15 protein-coding genes are annotated in these 16,432 nt (G+C 64.0%); 8 read left to right on the plus strand and 7 right to left on the minus strand.

Annotation, left to right across the window (positions count from 1 at the left end; all coding sequences use genetic code 11):
* Window positions 1–7 precede the first annotated feature (7 nt).
* Window positions 8–2,080, plus strand: coding sequence for a hypothetical protein (locus ACFY5D_RS13170; protein WP_387530353.1), 2,073 nt, complete (start codon window positions 8–10; stop codon window positions 2,078–2,080).
* A 262-nt stretch (window positions 2,081–2,342) separates the two neighbouring features.
* Entirely contained in the window at window positions 2,343–3,851 is a 1,509-nt protein-coding gene (locus ACFY5D_RS13175; protein ID WP_387530356.1) for a bifunctional phosphatase PAP2/diacylglycerol kinase family protein, read from the plus strand.
* Window positions 3,852–3,958: 107 nt separating this feature from the next.
* On the opposite strand, the gene ACFY5D_RS13180 is transcribed toward ACFY5D_RS13175, so the two are convergent.
* The 6 genes from ACFY5D_RS13180 to ACFY5D_RS13205 all read right to left on the minus strand — a co-directional run bounded on the left by ACFY5D_RS13180 (window position 3,959) and on the right by ACFY5D_RS13205 (window position 10,067).
* Window positions 3,959–5,464: an FAD-dependent oxidoreductase gene (locus tag ACFY5D_RS13180; RefSeq protein WP_387530359.1), complete on the minus strand. Its 1,506-nt coding sequence runs from the start codon at window positions 5,462–5,464 to the stop codon at window positions 3,959–3,961.
* 165 nt (window positions 5,465–5,629) lie between these two features.
* Window positions 5,630–6,676 (minus strand): sulfate/molybdate ABC transporter ATP-binding protein, encoded by a 1,047-nt coding sequence (locus ACFY5D_RS13185; protein ID WP_387530362.1) that lies wholly within the window; start codon window positions 6,674–6,676, stop codon window positions 5,630–5,632.
* Window positions 6,673–7,524 carry an ABC transporter permease gene (locus ACFY5D_RS13190; protein WP_387530365.1) on the minus strand — a complete coding sequence of 284 codons (852 nt, stop codon included), beginning with the start codon at window positions 7,522–7,524 and terminating at the stop codon, window positions 6,673–6,675. Before ACFY5D_RS13190 ends, ACFY5D_RS13185 begins: the two co-directional genes overlap by 4 nt.
* Entirely contained in the window at window positions 7,502–8,311 is an 810-nt protein-coding gene (gene modA / locus ACFY5D_RS13195; protein ID WP_387530368.1) for a molybdate ABC transporter substrate-binding protein, read from the minus strand. Before modA ends, ACFY5D_RS13190 begins: the two co-directional genes overlap by 23 nt.
* Window positions 8,308–8,718, minus strand: a complete 411-nt coding sequence (locus tag ACFY5D_RS13200) for a molybdopterin-binding protein (RefSeq protein ID WP_387530371.1) — start codon at window positions 8,716–8,718, stop codon at window positions 8,308–8,310. The genes modA and ACFY5D_RS13200 overlap by 4 nt, the downstream gene beginning before the upstream one ends.
* Window positions 8,719–8,984: 266 nt before the next feature.
* Window positions 8,985–10,067, minus strand: coding sequence for a YbdK family carboxylate-amine ligase (locus ACFY5D_RS13205; RefSeq protein ID WP_387530374.1), 1,083 nt, complete (start codon window positions 10,065–10,067; stop codon window positions 8,985–8,987).
* Window positions 10,068–10,829: 762 nt separating this feature from the next.
* Here ACFY5D_RS13205 and ACFY5D_RS13210 point away from each other — a divergent pair.
* The gene (locus ACFY5D_RS13210) at window positions 10,830–10,988 is read left to right on the plus strand and encodes a hypothetical protein (RefSeq protein WP_387530376.1); all 159 of its coding nucleotides are present in this window, start codon (window positions 10,830–10,832) and stop codon (window positions 10,986–10,988) included.
* Window positions 10,989–11,406: 418 nt separating this feature from the next.
* Here ACFY5D_RS13210 and ACFY5D_RS13215 read toward each other — a convergent pair whose 3' ends face one another.
* Window positions 11,407–11,745, minus strand: coding sequence for a hypothetical protein (locus ACFY5D_RS13215; protein WP_387530379.1), 339 nt, complete (start codon window positions 11,743–11,745; stop codon window positions 11,407–11,409).
* 246 nt (window positions 11,746–11,991) lie between these two features.
* On the opposite strand from ACFY5D_RS13215, the gene ACFY5D_RS13220 reads away from it, so the two are divergent.
* From ACFY5D_RS13220 to ACFY5D_RS13240, 5 genes are all read left to right on the plus strand, one after another.
* A complete protein-coding gene (locus tag ACFY5D_RS13220; RefSeq protein ID WP_387530382.1) occupies window positions 11,992–12,282 on the plus strand; it encodes a Rho termination factor in 291 nt (96 codons plus the stop codon).
* 463 nt (window positions 12,283–12,745) lie between these two features.
* Window positions 12,746–12,955: a hypothetical protein gene (locus tag ACFY5D_RS13225; RefSeq protein ID WP_387530385.1), complete on the plus strand. Its 210-nt coding sequence runs from the start codon at window positions 12,746–12,748 to the stop codon at window positions 12,953–12,955.
* Window positions 12,956–13,469: 514 nt separating this feature from the next.
* Window positions 13,470–14,510, plus strand: coding sequence for a zinc-binding dehydrogenase (locus tag ACFY5D_RS13230; RefSeq protein WP_387530388.1), 1,041 nt, complete (start codon window positions 13,470–13,472; stop codon window positions 14,508–14,510).
* A complete protein-coding gene (locus ACFY5D_RS13235; protein WP_387530390.1) occupies window positions 14,510–15,985 on the plus strand; it encodes an MFS transporter in 1,476 nt (491 codons plus the stop codon). The genes ACFY5D_RS13230 and ACFY5D_RS13235 overlap by 1 nt, the downstream gene beginning before the upstream one ends.
* A complete protein-coding gene (locus ACFY5D_RS13240) occupies window positions 15,982–16,392 on the plus strand; it encodes a cupin domain-containing protein (protein ID WP_387530393.1) in 411 nt (136 codons plus the stop codon). The genes ACFY5D_RS13235 and ACFY5D_RS13240 overlap by 4 nt, the downstream gene beginning before the upstream one ends.
* The last annotated feature ends 40 nt before the right edge of the window (window positions 16,393–16,432 follow it).

Genomic DNA, 16,432 nt, shown 5'->3' on the forward strand with positions numbered 1-16,432 from the left:
ATCAAACATGCGAACAGTTTTCCGGCGATTCTTGGGCATCCTCCTGGTCATCGGGCTCCTGTTCATTCCGGCGGTTCCGTCCAACGCCTCAAACCTGTCGGTTGATGACAATGAAGCCCCGGAACTTGTTGACCTCACCCTCGATAAGACCGTCCTCAAGCCTGGCGAAACCGGAACATACACGGTTAGATTCCGGGATGAGAACCCGATCCCGGATCAGCGGTACATCAGGTGGTTGGCTCCGTTTCAGAGCTTCGCTTGGTCCTATGAAACCACCAAAGAGTTGCATGATGGCCAGATAGTCCCCGGCAGCCTGTCTACAGATGACGACGGTGTAACAAGCTTCCAGGTCCAGTTTCGCGTCCTGGAAGATGCCCCCTATGGGGATTACGACCGCAATACCAGCCTTGTCCTCGAGGATGCCAAGGGAAACCACGTTTCCGTAGGGCTGCCCCACTTCAAGGTCGATGACCCTGAGCATCCAATCGACAATGTCCCCACCATCACCGGCGAACGCATTGTTGGACGGACCTTCACAGGATCAATCAACGCACCCGGCGCGAAGGTTGAGCTCGCTTGGCGCCGTGAAATTTACAGGGATTTTATTGACGTCGGAAAAGGCCCCGAGATATTCGCCCCTGCCTCTTGGTACGGAGGGAATCTGGAGTTAACCGCGACAGCGACCTGGCCGGATGGGCACACGCTTGTTCGCCGTGAATACAGTGGTTATTTGCAGGGGGTCGAGGTTGATCTGGGCAAAATGACTTTTGATTCACAGCCGACTGTGGGCAAACCACTCAAGGCAACTTTCACCCCAAACCCAGAGCTCCCCTTCGCACTGCCGTGGAGCGAAATTCGTATGAGCTATAGCGGCGAGCAACATCGTTTAGCCAACGGGGACTACCTTCCGTTTCCTGCAAGTGCAGGGAAACAAGTCCGGGCCTGGCTGAGTTTCCGGCTGCCTACGGGCTATCTTGCCGCGAGTGAACCGGAAGTAACTTCAATCATGGCTCCTGGCACACTTCACCAAAGTCTTCCAAACATCAGCGGAACGGCTGCCGTCGGAAAAACACTCACAGCCGATCCGGGAACGTGGTCAGGAGCGCCTGATACTCACACCTATCAATGGCTTCGCAATGGGACGCCGATCGACATGGAGGTCTTTCCTGACTACGAGGTAGTTCCAGCCGACGCTGGCACAACGATCACGGTTCAGGTGTTCGCGCATTGGCATAGCATGGCCACAATACCCACGGCAGTTTCTGCCGGAGTTGTACCTGTCCTTGGCAGTCAATCCGCCGGCCAGCTCACGTTGGATGGCACCTTCGCTGTGGGAAAGACTTTGGTTGCCAAACCCAGCGGTTGGATTTCGGATTCCAAGCTCACTTACCAATGGCTACGCGACGGCAAAGAGATCACGGGCGCCACAGGATCAACTTTTGCCCTCGTAGCTGGTGAACAAGGTAAAAAGGTGTCGGTAAGGGTCACCTCGACCAAACCTGGTTTCAATGCAGCAACCAAGACCTCTGCCAGCGCAACTGTTGCCACCGGGAACATGAACACCGGGAAAGTCGCGATCACTGGCACCAGCAAGGTCGGCAGCAAGGTCACGGCAAAAACGAGTGGTTGGACATCCGGCTCAACGCTGAAATACCAGTGGCTGCGCGACGGCAAAGCAATCACAAGCGCCACTAAACCAACCTATGCCCTCGTAGCCGCCGACCGAGGTAAAAAGGTGTCGGTAAGGGTCACCTCGACCAAACCTGGTTTCACGACAACTACCAAGACCTCTGCCAGCGCAACTGTTGCCACCGGGATCATGACTCGCGGAAAAGTCGCGATCACTGGCACCAGCAAGGTCGGCAGCAAGGTCACGGCAAAAACGAGTGGTTGGACAACCGGCTCAACGCTGAAATACCAGTGGCTGCGCAACGGCAAGACCATTGCTGGTAGCACCAAATCGACGTACAAGCCCAGCAAATTTGACCGCTACAAGAAAATTTCGGTCCGGGTACGTGCGTCAAAACCCGGCTTCGCAACGACCAGTTATTCTACGAGCAAGCAATTGGCAGTCAAATAGCCAAACGCGCCATAGGAAGGCTCCGACGATGTGAATTATTCGTTGGGAGTCTGCCGCAAACTGCAATCGCCTTAGCCAACGCGCCGAGCTCGGCGGGTTCTGTCGCCACCGCCAGGTGGGTCAATGCCCACAGTGCGTCCGTTTCAGGATGGACGCGGACGCGTGCCGCCAATTCCTCGCAACGACCGACGGCGCGATGATGTCGAAGGAAACATCGACCTCAGTGCAGACGCAAACAGGACAATTGCCCTACGGTGGGTGAATGCAAGGCATGCTGCGTAAGGGGCCGGGCCGGGTGGCAACATTCGACCGTTTCCTTGTCCGTGCCGTCTCGCGGCAGCCGTCCGGTCCGCAGGATGCGTTCTTCAGCGCCCTCTCCGCGGCGGCCACCAAAGGCAAGCTCTGGTTCGCCATCGCCGGCGGATTCGCCATGGTTCGCGGCGATCCACGCCGGGCCGCCGTGCACGGGCTTCTGGCGCTCGGAGCCGCCTCGGCCGTCACCAACCTGGTCTTCAAGACCCTGCTCCCTCGGGCGCGGCCAGTGCCCGGGGATCTTCCGATCTTCCGCTTTGTGCATCCGCAGCCCACCAGCTCCTCCTTGCCTTCGGGGCATTCGGCCTCTGCGGCGGCCTTCACCCTGGGTGTCGGGATGGTGTCGCCGGCCCTTGGCGTCGCACTTGTCCCGGTCGCTGCGGGAGTGGCCTATTCCAGGGTCCATACGGGGGCCCATTGGCCCTCGGACGTGTTGTTCGGCTCCGCTATCGGCGTCGGAGCGGCATTGCTGACGCGACATTGGTGGCCGGAGCGGCAGGCGGCCCCGCCCACCTGCCGCACGGCGGCCGAAGCGCCCGCCATCAACGGCGGCGAGGGGCTGAGCATCGCAGTCAACGCACTGGGCGGCTCCTACTTGCCGGAGACCGTTGAGCTGCTTCGGGAAACCTTCCCCAAGGCGCATATTTTCGAAATCGCGGAGGGCGGCGACATCGCCGCCGAGATCCAGGAGGCCGCCGTCCGGCCCGGAACCAGGGCCCTGGGGGTATGGGGAGGCGACGGCACCGTGGGGACCGCCGCCGCGGCCGCCGTCGGACAGTCCCTGCCACTGTTGGTCCTGCCTGGTGGCACGCTGAACCACTTCGCCCGCGACGCCGGTGTGGCCACCCTCGCGGATGCCGCGGCGGCGACCTCGGCGGGGTCAGCTGTCTCCTCGGATCTTGGGCTCATCTCGGTGGGGCGCGGCATCGTGGGTGCCGGCGAAACACTCGAACTCACCATGCTCAACACGGCAAGCATCGGGGTCTATCCCAACCTGGTCCGGCGCCGCGAACGGCTCCAGCCGGCGTTGGGGAAACCTTTGGCCGGACTGGTGGCGGGCCTGCGCACCTTCGCCCTGGATTCGCCCACAACCCTGACAATCGACGGAGTGCGGCACAAGCTGTGGATTCTGTATCTGGGCCGGGGTCGTTACTACCCGCGGGATATGGCTCCCCTCGCGCGGCCGGTACTCGACGACGGGGTGCTGGACATCCGCATCGTCACCGCCGATGATCCCTTCGCCCGGCTCCGACTGCTGTGGGCCGTACTCACGGGCACCATTGCCTCCACCAAGGTCACGCACCTGAGCGAGGCGTCCCGGCTCCGCATCGAGGCGGTTGGCGAACCACTTGTCCTGGCCGTGGACGGTGAACCGCGGACGGGTGTCAGGACGGCGGAGTTCAGCGTGCAGCGCGGGAAGCTGCGCGTGTATTCGCCGCTGGACGGCGGGAAAAACTAGGACGTGTCTCCCAAGGAAAGCCGAACTCGCCCGATCGACGGATACGGTTCCGGCCCTGCCTAATCACGGGCTTGGTCTACGAGCACGGACCGGTCAGCAACGCCAGCTCAAGGTACCGGCCTGGGCGGGAGGGCGATGACGGCCGGGCCCTGGATGACACTGCCGTCGATGGCGAAGCGGGAGCCATGGCAGGGGCAGTCCCACGTGACGTCGGCGGGGTTGAAATCCACGATGCAGCCAAGGTGCGTGCAAACTGCCGAGACGGCGTGGACGTTTCCTTCCTCGTCCTTGTAAACGGCGGTGCTATCGCCGTCGACCCCGATGACGGCACCGTCGCCGGGGGCCAAATCCACGCGCTCGGGGGTTGCCGAGACGGCCTCGGTACTCTCCTCAACCGGCTGATTCGCGTTGGCTGCCGGGGTTGTGCGGTTGCTGTCGAACACCGCGGCCCACGGGTTTTCCCGGCCGGAGAGGGTGTCCGCAAGGATCAGGGCCGCGGCGGTTCCGTTGGTCAGCCCCCATTTGCGCAGCCCCGTGATCACGTAGACGTGCTTGGCCTCGGGGGACATGCGCCCGACGTAGGGCAGGCCGTCGACAGGGATGCCGTCCTGCGTCGACCACCGGTAGGCGACCCCTTCAACGCCGAGTCGGTCGCGGGCGAAGGCGGCCAGCCTGCGGTACCGCTCGGCGGTGTCGCCGGCCTCGGAGGCGGGGTGGCCTTCGCCGCCGGCGAGCACGTAACTCTTGCCGTCAATGGCGACCGTCAGGATGGAGCGCATCGGTTCGTCGACACTGATGAACGTGGCATCCAGCGGAGGGGTGTCCACGAGGCCCGCGACCAGATAGGAACGGTGCGGACGGGACCGGCAGTCGAACAGGCCATGGTCGCCGAAGGGGACATTCGTGGCGACAATGACATCGCGGGCCCGGACGCTGCCGTCCTCGAGGTCGACAATGCAGGGGGAGCCTTCCCGGATACCCCGCGCGTGTGCCCTCTCAAAGACGAAGCTGCCATCCCCGTCGACAGCCCGGGCGAGGCCCTGGAGGTACTTCACCGCATGCAGCTGCGCCTGGTCGTCGAAGCGGACGGCGCCCTTGACCTGGAACGGCAGCGGCACCTCGGTGGTGAACGTGGCGGGAAGGCCGAGTTCCGCGGCAAGGTCGGCCTCGGCGCGCACGCGTGCAAGGGCTTCGTCGGATTCGGCGTAGGTGTAGTTCGCGACGCGGCGAAAGTCGCAGTCGATGCCTTCGGTGGCCACCACGTCCGCGACATGGCGCAGCGCGGCCTCGTTGGCCTGACCGTAGGCGCGGGCGGTGTCGGTGCCGTGGTGGTCGCGCAGTTCCGTGTAGGCGAGGCGCTGCAGGGAGGTGACCTTGCCGGTGGTGTGGCCGGTGACCCCGGTTCCCACCCGGGCGGTCTCGAGCACCGCCACGGTCTGGCCGGCCCGCTTCAGCGCCAGTGCGGCGGTCAGCCCGGCGATGCCGCCGCCGATCACCGCGATGTCCACCTCCACGTCCCCGCGCAGGCCGGGGTATTCGGTGGAGCCGCCGGTGGCAACCCAGAGCGACATGGGTTCGCCTTCGATCCGTTCACTGTTGGATGCCGCACTCATTGCTTCTCCTCCGGATTGCCCAGCACTTTTCGATCCTGTTGAGGCTGCGTCGGGAACCGCCGACCGCAGCGACCGGTCAGGAATCGAGCGTGACCATCTCTCGATCATGGCGTCTCGTCCGGGGTTTATCAATGGCACACTGTGCCCGTTCGAAGGGCTCCCAGTTCAGGCCGCGTAGATGGTGACGGCGGTGGCCTTGACCACGAAGTATGCCCGGGTTCCGGGTTCGAGCGCGAGGTCGGCCATGGCCGCCGGCGTGATGTCGGCAGACAGGTCGCCGGCCCGGACACGGATGTGGTGGCCGTGTGGTTCGAGGTCGGTGATGGTCGCCTCGAAGGTGTTTCGCGGGCTGCCGTGCGGGGGAGACAGGAACACGGAGACCGCCGACGGCGGGAAGGCGGCAGTCGCCGATTCGCCGTGGACAAGCGGTCCCTCGCTGGTGCCCGAGACCTCTCCGTAGGGAGTGCTGAGCCCCTCGGCGGTGACCGTTCCCGGGATGACGTTCAGCCCGGCGAGCCCTGCGGCAAACCGGCTGCGGGGCCGGTTGAGGACCTCCCGGGTGGGGCCCGCCTCGGTGACGTGGCCGTTCTCCATGACGACCACGTGGTCGGCGAGCATCAGGGCGTCCAGGATGTCGTGGGTGATGATGATGGCGTTGCGGTTTTCCAGCACGCGTTTGAGCAGCCGCCGCATCTGCGGGGCGGCGTGGATGTCCAGGGCCGCCATCGGCTCGTCCAGGAGCAACAGGTCGGGCCCGGCGGCGAGGGCCCGGGCAACGGCAACCCGCTGGGCCTGGCCGCCGGAGAGCTCGCCGGGGCGCCGCTTTGCGAGGGAATCGGTGTTGGTCGCGGCCAGCCAGCCGGAAGCCGTTTTCCGTGATTCAGTTGGCGTTTCGCCCTTGCTGCGCGGGCCGAATGCCACGTTTTCGAGGACGCTGAGGTGGGGGAACAGGAGGGGTTCCTGTGCCAGGAGCGCGGTTCCCCGGGAATGCGGGGGTTCCCAGTGCGGCTTTGGCGCGGCGAGGTCGAACAGGGTTCGGTCCCCGATGGCTGCCCTTCCGGAATCCGGGCGGAGCAGGCCGGCGATGATGGACAGGAGCGTGGATTTGCCAGCGCCGTTGGGACCCAGGACCGCGAGGGTCTCCCCGGGGCCGAGTGCCAGCGAGACATCGAAATTTCGGGCCTCGAGCGTGGCTTCGAACCGGAAGGTCATGGTGCCGCCTGCATGAATGCCACGTTCTTGCGCGGGCTGCGGTAGGCAAGGCCGACGACCGCGGCCGCGACCGCAACCAGGACCAGGGACAGCGCCACGGCGGCGTCGGCATCGGACTCGCGCTGGAGGTAGATTTCCAGCGGCAGGGTCCGGGTGACTCCCTGCAGGCTGCCCGCGAAGGTCAGCGTCGCCCCGAACTCGCCCAGGCTGCGGGCGAAGGAGAGCACGGCGCCGGAGGCTAGCCCGGGGAGGACCAGCGGGAGCGTCACCCGGCGCAGGACCGTAGTGGGGCGGGCGCCCAGGGTCGCGGCGACGGCCTCGTACTGGCTGCCCGCGGTGCGCAGGGCGCCCTCGAGGCTCACGACAAGAAAGGGCAGCGCGACGAAGGTCTGGGCCATGACGACGGCCGTGGTGGAGAAGGCGATCTGGATTCCGGCCAGTTCAAGGCTTTTGCCGAGCAGGCCCTGGCGGCCGAAGGTGTAGAGCAGCGCGATGCCTCCGACCACGGGTGGCAGGACCAGGGGCAGCAGGATGAAGGCGCGCAGCAGCCGCTGGCCCGGGAAGTTCCCGCGGGCAAGCACCAGCGCCAGCGGAACGCCGAGGACGATGCACAGGGCGGTGCTGGCCGCCGAGGTGCGCAGGCTCAGCCCGAGCGCCGTCAGCGACGACTCCGAGGTGATCAGCGGGATGAACTGGGACCAGTTGACCTTGGCCACCATCGCGACGAGCGGGAGCATGACAAACACGGCCCCCGCAGTCGCGATGGCATAGACCCATGGCGGCACCGCGGTGTATCCGGTGCCGCCACGTCGGTGGACAAGGCCCTTACGGAGTGCCGAATCCGGCATCGGTCAGGACCTTCTTTCCTTCGCTGCCCGTCACCGTGTCGATGAAGGCCGCGGCGAGTTCCTTGTTCTTGCTGGTCTCGACGGTGGCGATCGGGTAGGTGTTCACGGCCTTTGCGGATTCCGGGAAGGCGATGCCCTTGACCTTGTCACCGGCGCCCTTGACGTCGGTGACGTACACCAGGCCGGCATCGGCCTCGCCGGAAGTCACCTTCCCCAGCACGTCGGTGACGGAGGCTTCCTCGCTGACCGGCTTCAACGCCGTGCCCGAGGCTTCCTCGACGGTTTTTGTCGCTGCGCCGCAGGGAACCTGCGGGGCGCAAATGACGACCTTGACGCCCGGCTTGGCCAGGTCGGCGAAGGAAGCGATCGAGGCGGGGTTGGATGGAGGAACGGCGATTTCAAGGACGTTGGTCGCGAAATCCACCGGCGTGCCGCCGACCAGTTTCGCGTCGGCGAGCTTGGTCATGTTCTTCGTGTCGGCCGAGGCAAAGACGTCGGCCGGGGCGCCCTGGGTGATTTGGGTGACCAGGTCCGAGGACCCGGCGAAGCTCAGCGTGACCTTGGTGCCGGGGTGCTTGGCTTCGAAGTCGGTTGCCAACTCGGTAAATGTGGACTTCAGCGAGGCCGCCGCGAACACGGTGATCGATCCGGACAGGCCGGTCGATGCGCTTGATCCCGAAGCGCTCGGGGACGGGCTTCCGGTGGTGTCCGGCGAGCATCCTGCGAGTCCGGCGATCAAGGCTCCTGCGGCGACGGCGGTCGCGATGTTCTTGCGAAGGTTTCTCATACGATGCTCTTTCCCTGCGGGGTTTCAATGATGACGGTGGTTGCCTTGACGACGGCCGTGGCGATGGAGCCGAGTTCAAGACCCAGCTCCCGGACGGCTTCGCTGCTCATCAGCGAAACGACCCGGAACGGGCCGCACTGAAGCTCGACCTGGGCCATGACCGTGTCGGCGGTGATGCCCGTGACCAGGCCGACGAAGCGGTTGCGGGCCGAGGAGACCACCTGCGCCGGGTCGTCCGGGTGCTGGGCTTGCTTGCGTGCAAGGTGCGCCAGTTCCAACCCGTCGACGGCAAGCCGGCCGGAGCTGTCCTTGTGTGGTTCCAGGGTCCCGTTCTCCGTCCACCGGCGTATGGTGTCGTCGCTGACCCCCAGAAAGCGTGCTGCTTCGGAAACTCGAATTTTCGGCATAGTCCCAATACTCTCCCAAATGCGGAGAAGTTTGATACAAAATTCCGTAAATCAGGACGAATGTTTCTTTGTTCGGCGCACGTGCGAGAGTTGGCGCGGCACTCGAACAATGGCGTTACACCGCAGTCAGCCCGCCGGCTGAAGAGCAGGAACCAAATGTTATTGACGCCGGAAACGGCATGATTGAGTTCGTCTCGCAGGCTGTCCATACCCAAATCGGTTGGTGCTGGCGCGGCCGGAGGACTCGAAATCAGCTGCGTGGATTTCTAGTTTGCGATGACGGCCGCGGCTTCGTCCAGCACGGCGTTGAATCCTCCCAAATGGAAGCGGTTCCGTTGGATGTCGGCTCCAGTTCCTTGGCGGATGAGCCGGGTCAGGCCCTCGGAGACGTAGTCGGAGTCCCCGTTCTGCTTCAAAGCGTGCTGGATGTAGTCCATCAGACTGCGCAGCATGTTAAACGCCGAGGTTTTCCGCCCGTCCAGGGGATCGAAGTGGTTGCCGTGCAGCCCGAACTTGGCCGCCTGCCACTGGGCGAGGTCTAAGGAATCCGACAACGGGGGGACGGCCGGGGGTGCTCCGTTGAGGCTGGTGTCAACCAGCGACCTAACGATCAGGGCGAGCAGGACGGCGTTTGAGGCACTCATCTGGGCATCGGCTATCCGGACCTCCACGGTGGGGTAGTTCGTTGAGAGCCGCGCGCCCCAACTGATGTGCCCGGAATCCAGCACGACGTCGGAGTCGAGCATGAACTGCATCCGCCGTTGGTAGTCCGGCAGGTCAATGAAGTGGGGCGGGATGCCCTGGATGGCCCAGCGACGGTAGTGGATGTTTCTCCAGGAGGCGAAGCCGGAGTCGCTTCCGCGCCAGTAGGGCGAGTTGGACCCGCAGGCGGTCAATACCGGGAGCCAGCGGCGCAGCTCGTTCAGTGCGATGACGCCGGATTCTTGGTCTTCGATGCCCGCGTGCACGTGTAGGCCGGAGAGGTAATGATCGGTGGCGATTCCCTCGCACAGAGACGTGATGGCACGGTACCTGTCGGTTGAACTCACGACGGCCGGGGCGTCGGGGATGCGCGGGGGAGTGCCCAGCGCAACCACCCGGAGGCCCAGATCGATCGTCGTTTGCGATAAGGCCTTCCGGTAGTTTCGCACCGTGGCGAGGGCCTCGGTGCGGTCTGTGAAGACCGGGCTGTTGCTCTCCACCTGGCAGGCGAGGAATTCGCCGACGGTGGTGGTGCCACCCGCCGTGAGTGCCAGCAGCTCGGCCCGTGCCGAGGCCGGCGGTGCGCAGGGCAACCCGGTGAGCGGACTGATGATGAAAAACTCTTCCTCCATGCCAAAGGTACGCATGGCGTGTACCTGCTTTCGCTTGGCGAGTTCGGATTCTTTGGAAGCGGCTTGGCTCCGGTTCCCTCGAGCATGGGAATCGTGCCGATGGATCCTTGGAGCATCAGGCGATCGCGAACGATGGTCGTGCGGTGAACGCGTGGGATTGGGAGTCTATGGGTGATAGATCGGCCTTGTGCCGCCGAGGGGGCTCGTTCTCTCGAGGACTCAGTGGGGATACCTTGGTGGGTGGGTTGTCCGGAAACCGTAGAACGTTTCGCACTTGCCGCACCAACAGTCGACATCCCACAAGCTCGGCCCGCCATCGGTGGGCTTCCTGATCGCACGGACGCGCTCATAAACCAGATAGTCGTCTGTTGCGCACAGATCGCAGGTTGGATAGGTTCCGTGCATTTGGGCGAAGGAGTTTGGGTAGTCGTTTCGAGGTGGCGATAGCGGGCTTGGGCCGTGTCTAGTCGTGGTGAAATGTGGAGCGTTGATGGGCATGTTCTCGGAGGATTCCTATGAGAAAGAAAGACGTTTCGGGTGGTGCTCGTATTGCGCTTACTCATGATGTGACACGAAAACAAGGTATTCAATAGCCCACGGAGGAGGCCGACTGCCCTGCGCTTCTTGTGCCGGATTCTAGTTGGGAAAATCGCTATTGGGTCCGAGCCCAAGGAACGTGATTCCTGCAAAAATGGGAAATTGCTACGGATGCCTACTGCCAACGGAGCTACCATGTGGGTGACGACAATTCACGCATTCACCAGAAAGGTGTTCGTCATGCTGCCCATCATTATTGCTGTTGTGGCCGTCATTCTGCTGTTCACTGGCGGCTTCGTCCAGTCCCTCCAGTTCTTGCTCTGGGTGGGCATTGTGTGCCTCATCATCTCCGCGGTCATGTTCATCATGCGATCGATGTCGGGCCACCGGAGCGCATAGCCAGAAGATTTCTGCAGGTGTGGTCACCGACGCCGCGGCTGGAATCAAGAATCTGGTTGGAGCCAGGGTTTGCGCCGTAGCAGGTCGTGGCCCCACCCGCCGAAACTTCTCGTGTCGAGGAGGAACCTTCATTCTTTGCAATGAAGGAAAACAAGCCGTTGCCGCGACTGGCAACGAATTAGCAGCAACCCGAGCTGGTCGCCCCGGTGGCGGCTAAGAATTAGGAATCATTGCGCGAAAGTAGGGAACTGTTCGGCAACCGACGTAATTGTCAGGGGCCCGTGGTTCTTGCACGGAGGCATCCAATTGAAGTGTAAGGCCGCGTGCGAACCGCAGGCGTAGTTGCCGTTCTGGCTTCGCGCGTTACTGATTCCCCATCCCGGCTATTCCCATTCAAAAGAGGGCTAAGATCATGGATTCAGGCCAGACAACCTTGACCGTCGTAGTAATCGTTGCCATTTTGCTGGTTCTCGGCCTGGCACTTTTCTTTGGCCGGCGCTGGAAGCATGCGAAGGACCGCGAGCGAGCAGAGAAGCTCCGCCAGTCGGCGGCCGCCGATGAACTCAACGCCCGAGAACGTGAAGCCAACGCTGCGCGTTCGACAGCCGAAGCGCAGCAGGCCGAGGTTGACGCGGAGCGCCTCCGTGAGGAGGCGCGCAACCAAGCTGAAGAGGCACAGGCCGCCCGAACGCGGGCTCAGGAACAAGCCAATAAGGCTGAGTCGCTTGATCCGGAGACCGATATCAGTGAGCGTCATCCCTCAGATGCTGCCGATTCACGGCAAAACAGCACCATCGACCCCGAGCGACCGGAAGCACCCCGAAACATCCAGGACGAAAGAGATACTCGGGATGGCGGTGCTGCACAGTACTGATGCCACGGCAAATGGTCCATCGGACGCAGGCCGTTCACCTGAGAATACGTTCGTCTCGTCCAAAAGGCGGTTGGAATGGCTGGTGCAGGGCCATCTTTGCTACACCACCCGGTTGATTGGAGAACCCAAATGTTGGAGGGCACCGGACCACGGATGGCAGAGCAAGACAATCCGCAGATCAAGGACGAAGAGCTCTACGAGACGCTGCGGGAGGAGAGGAACTCGACGCAGAAGTCGGACCGTATTGCCAACGCGGTGGTCCGTGGTGGCCGCCGGGCTGTGACCATTCGAGGTGGCGAAGCCAGAGGCTACGTGGACTGGACCGTTCCCGAGATCAAGGTGCGGGCCAAGGAGTTTGGACTCACCGGGTCCTCGAAGCATCGGAAGAGGGAACTGATCATATCCCTGCGAAATTCATAGTGGATGCACGTACCTCAACGAGTCCAGGATGCCACCGAGCACGCCCGAAGTTGAACCCGGTGAACGTGGATGAATCGGATCGGGCATAGTCCCTGGAGCCGGTTCGTGTGCGGGCAAGATACCGCCGGCAAGTAATGAGTCTCTAGTGATTTGGGAACCCTTGGTCAACGCATCCAAGCCTGGGCGTTGAGAGCCGTACATCGAGCTAGGTCGGTCAGCGTGAGGGGCAGAGCGACGACTGTTCCAAGAGACCCTCGGGGTCGCCGTGGCACTATGCCACGGTCAACGTATAGATGTTTCCGAGACGGCAGGACGCATCGAAGGCGACATCCGCCACTTACCAAGATCTGCAAATCGAACCACGGTGGGGGCGAAGCCAACTGCATTCCCGACGACGGCATCGACCTTACAGAAGATGCAATGTCGTACGTCCCGAACATCCAACCATTGAAGGAAAAGAACGATGAACCAGCTGGACCTGATCCGAGCAGCAGCTGAAGACGTGGCCTCTGCGCGGGTACTCCTCCGGGAACGAACCGAGGTACTGGACACAATCGTGCAGACCGCTTTGGAACACGGGCTGTCCATGGAGCAGATCGACAAAGCCAAAAGCCCGCAATGGAACGAGCCCGCCCAAACGGCCGACGAGCATCAATCCTTGAAAGTCTCATAGCCGAAAACCCATCAAACGGGGCGCTGGATCTGGCCGGACCTTGTCTTCAATCGACACTCATAGTGGATCCTGGTAATCGTCGTGGAAAACCGCAGGATTGAAATCGCCGCTGAGCGGTGCGACAGGGGGGACATCCGCAGTTCCTGCGGGGGTGGTTTTGGGTGTCCTTTGAGTGGTCGGAAAACCCGTTTCTCATACCTCATCACTAATTTTGCGAGGTTCTTGAACGCATGGACTCCGGCCCCGAACCGCTTGCGGCGTTGGCAAATGGTCCCTGAACGATCGGATCGTCCGGGCACGAGGACCCGGAGGGAGATGCGGGAGATCAAGCTTCACCAGCTTGCTTATTCTTAACCGGTTTCCCGGGGTCTGGCTAGCGCACCGGACCTAGGGGGTTCTCCGAATACCTGTCCCGATAGGCACTGCCTCCTTTGAACGGAAACGGATGTAATGGGAAATGCCGCGGGGGAAAACCGCCCGCGGCCGACCGATCCCAGAATCCGAGGACCCCTCCATGAAAGCCACCTACATGTACGGCGCGGGCGATGTACGCATCGAGAACGTGCCCGACCCGGTCATCAAGCACCCGACCGACGCGATCGTGCGCGCGGTCCGTTCCTGCGTGTGCGGATCGGACCTCCACCCGTACCATTCCATGCCGCAGTCCGGGGCCGGGCGCCCGATGGGCCACGAGATGATCGGCGTCGTCGAGGAAACGGGATCCGCCGTCTCGACGCTGAAGAAGGGCGACTTCGTGATCGCCCCCTTCGCGTTCCAGGACAACACGTGCGTGTTCTGCCGCGAGGGCTTCCAGACTTCCTGCCTGCACGGCGGCTTTTACGGCAACCCCGAGGTCGGGGGACTGCAGGCCGAACTCGCCCGCATCCCGCAGGCCGACGGCAGCCTGGTGGTGGTGCCGGGGATCGACGAGTCCAGCGAGCTGCTTCCGTCGCTGCTCACGCTCTCCGACGTGTACCTGACCGGCTACCACGCGGCCCACATGGGCCGGGTGTCGGCGGGAAAGACTGTCACGGTGATCGGCGACGGGGCCGTGGGCCTCTCCGCCGTCCTCGCCGCGCGGCAGCTCGGCGCCGAGCGCATCATCCTGATGGGCCGCCACGCCAGCCGCACGGACCTGGGCATCGAGTTCGGGGCCACCGACGTGGTCGCCGAGCGCGGGGAGGAGGGCATCGCCAAGGTCATGGAGCTGACCGGCGGCGAGGGCAGCCACGTGGTGCTCGAGGCCGTGGGGCACATGCCCGCCTACGAGCAGGCATATGGCGTGGTGCGGCCCGGTGGCGTGATCTCCCGCGTGGGGGTGCCGCAGTACGAGGAAGCCCCGGTCGGGTTCGGATCGCTGTTCGGCAAGAACGCCACGCTGACCGGCGGGCCCGCACCGGTGCGCGCGTACATGGAGCCCGCGATCCAACAGGTGCTCAACGGCGAGATCAACCCCGGCAGGGTCTTTGACCGATCCGTGGGAATCGACGGCGTGCCTACCGGCTACCGGGCCATGAACAATCGCGAGGCCCTGAAAGTGCTCGTGACCTTCTGATGGACACAAAGCGGCAGGACCTCGAGACGGAAGCAAGCACACCGCCGCGCACGACAGCGATCCTGGCCATCATCCTGCTCAGCTACTTCATGGTCCTGCTGGACAACTCGGTGATCTTCACGGCGCTCCCGAGCATCAAGGCGGACCTGGGGCTGGGCGCGGTCCAGCTGTCCTGGGTGCAGGACGCCTACACGCTGGTGTTCGGGGGACTGCTGCTGCTCGGCGCGCGTGCCGGAGACCTGCTGGGCCGGCGTCGGGTCTTCGTGGCCGGGCTCATCGTCTTCTCCGTCGCCTCCCTGCTGGTCGGTCTGGCGCAGGAGGGATGGTGGATGATCGCCGCCCGCGCCCTGCAGGGGGTCGGCGCCGCGATCGTGGCGCCGTCCTCCCTGTCGCTGATCACCGCCAGCTTCCCGGCCGGACGCGAGCGCTCGCGCGCGATCGCGCTGTACGGGGCCACGGCGGGGATCGGCGCAAGCCTGGGCCTGCTGGTGGGCGGGGCGTTCACGCAGTGGATCTCCTGGCGCGCCGGGTTTTTCATCAACGTGCCGATCGGCCTGGCGATGATCCTGCTGGCTCCGCGCTACCTGCCGGAGTCCGTGCGGGCCCGCGGCCGGTTCGACCTCATCGGTGCGCTGTGCGCCACCCTGGGCCTGGGCGCCCTGGTGTTCGCGTTCATCCACGCGGCGCAGGCGGGCTGGCGCTCGCCGGCCACCCTGGGCTCCCTGGCCGCCGGGGTCCTGCTGATCGCGGTGCTGGTCCTCAACGAATCGCGCACCGCGCAGCCGATCATGCCCCTGCACCTGTTCGCCAGCCGGGCCCGCACCGGCGGCTACCTGGGACGCATGCTCTACATGGGCGCGATGATCGGGTTCTTCTTCTTCACCACTCAGTACCTCCAGGAGGTGCTGGGCTTCACCCCGCTGCAGGCCGGAGCCGGGTTCCTGCCCATGACCGTGGTGAACTTCGCCGTGGCCCTGCTGATCCCGCGCATCACCCGGCGCGTGGGACTGGCCGTGCCGCTGATCGGCGGCGTGGTGCTGACCCTGGCCGGCATGGCCTGGCTGAGCCGGGTGGCGCCGGACGCCGACTACCTGCTGGGGGTGGCGCTGCCCATGATCTGCATCGGCGCCGGCCAGGGCTTGGTCTTTGCGCCGCTGACCTCCGCGGGTCTTTCCGGCATCGCGGCAGGGGACGCGGGCGCGGCCTCAGGCCTGGTCAACGCGTTCCACCAGGTCGGGATGTCGCTCGGGCTGGGCATTCTGGTGCTCGCGTCGACCACCGTGGACGCCGCCGAGACACCGGAAGCGCTGCTTTCCGGCCAGGTTTCCGCGGCGCTGACCGTCGGAAGCGTCTTGCTGGGGCTGTGCCTGGTGGCCTGTCTGGCCCTCATCCTGCCCGCCGAACGCGCGGGAAAACGAAACCCAAGCCGACAAAACACAAGCAAGCAAAAAACAAGCATTGGAGAACAGCCATGAGCACGCAGAAACAACCCAAGACCCCCACCGTCAAGGGGCCCGGTGAGTGGTTTACCGGGGACGTCTACTTCAACGCCTACTACTCCGGCCAGCGGCCCTCCCTGACCAGACTCAACCTAGTGCGGTTCACCCCCGGCGCCCACACCGCGTGGCACAAGCATGCGGTCGGCCAGACGCTGCACGTCACTGAGGGCCTGGGCTACGTGCAGTCGCGGGGCGAGGAACTGATCGAGCTGCACCCCGGCGACACGGTCTACACCCCGCCGGGGGAGTGGCACTGGCACGGCGCCACGGCAGACAACTTCATGTGCCATCTGGCCCTGTGGGAAGCGCCGGAAGACGGCGACGAACCCGAAACCGTGTGGGGCGAAAAGCTCACCGACGACGAGTACCCCGCAGGACGCTGACCCCATCGCGCAGTACACACGCGAGTGCCCGGTGCCGATC

It is taken from the genome of Paeniglutamicibacter sp. NPDC012692, from assembly GCF_042901625.1.
Lineage (GTDB): Bacteria > Actinomycetota > Actinomycetes > Actinomycetales > Micrococcaceae > Paeniglutamicibacter.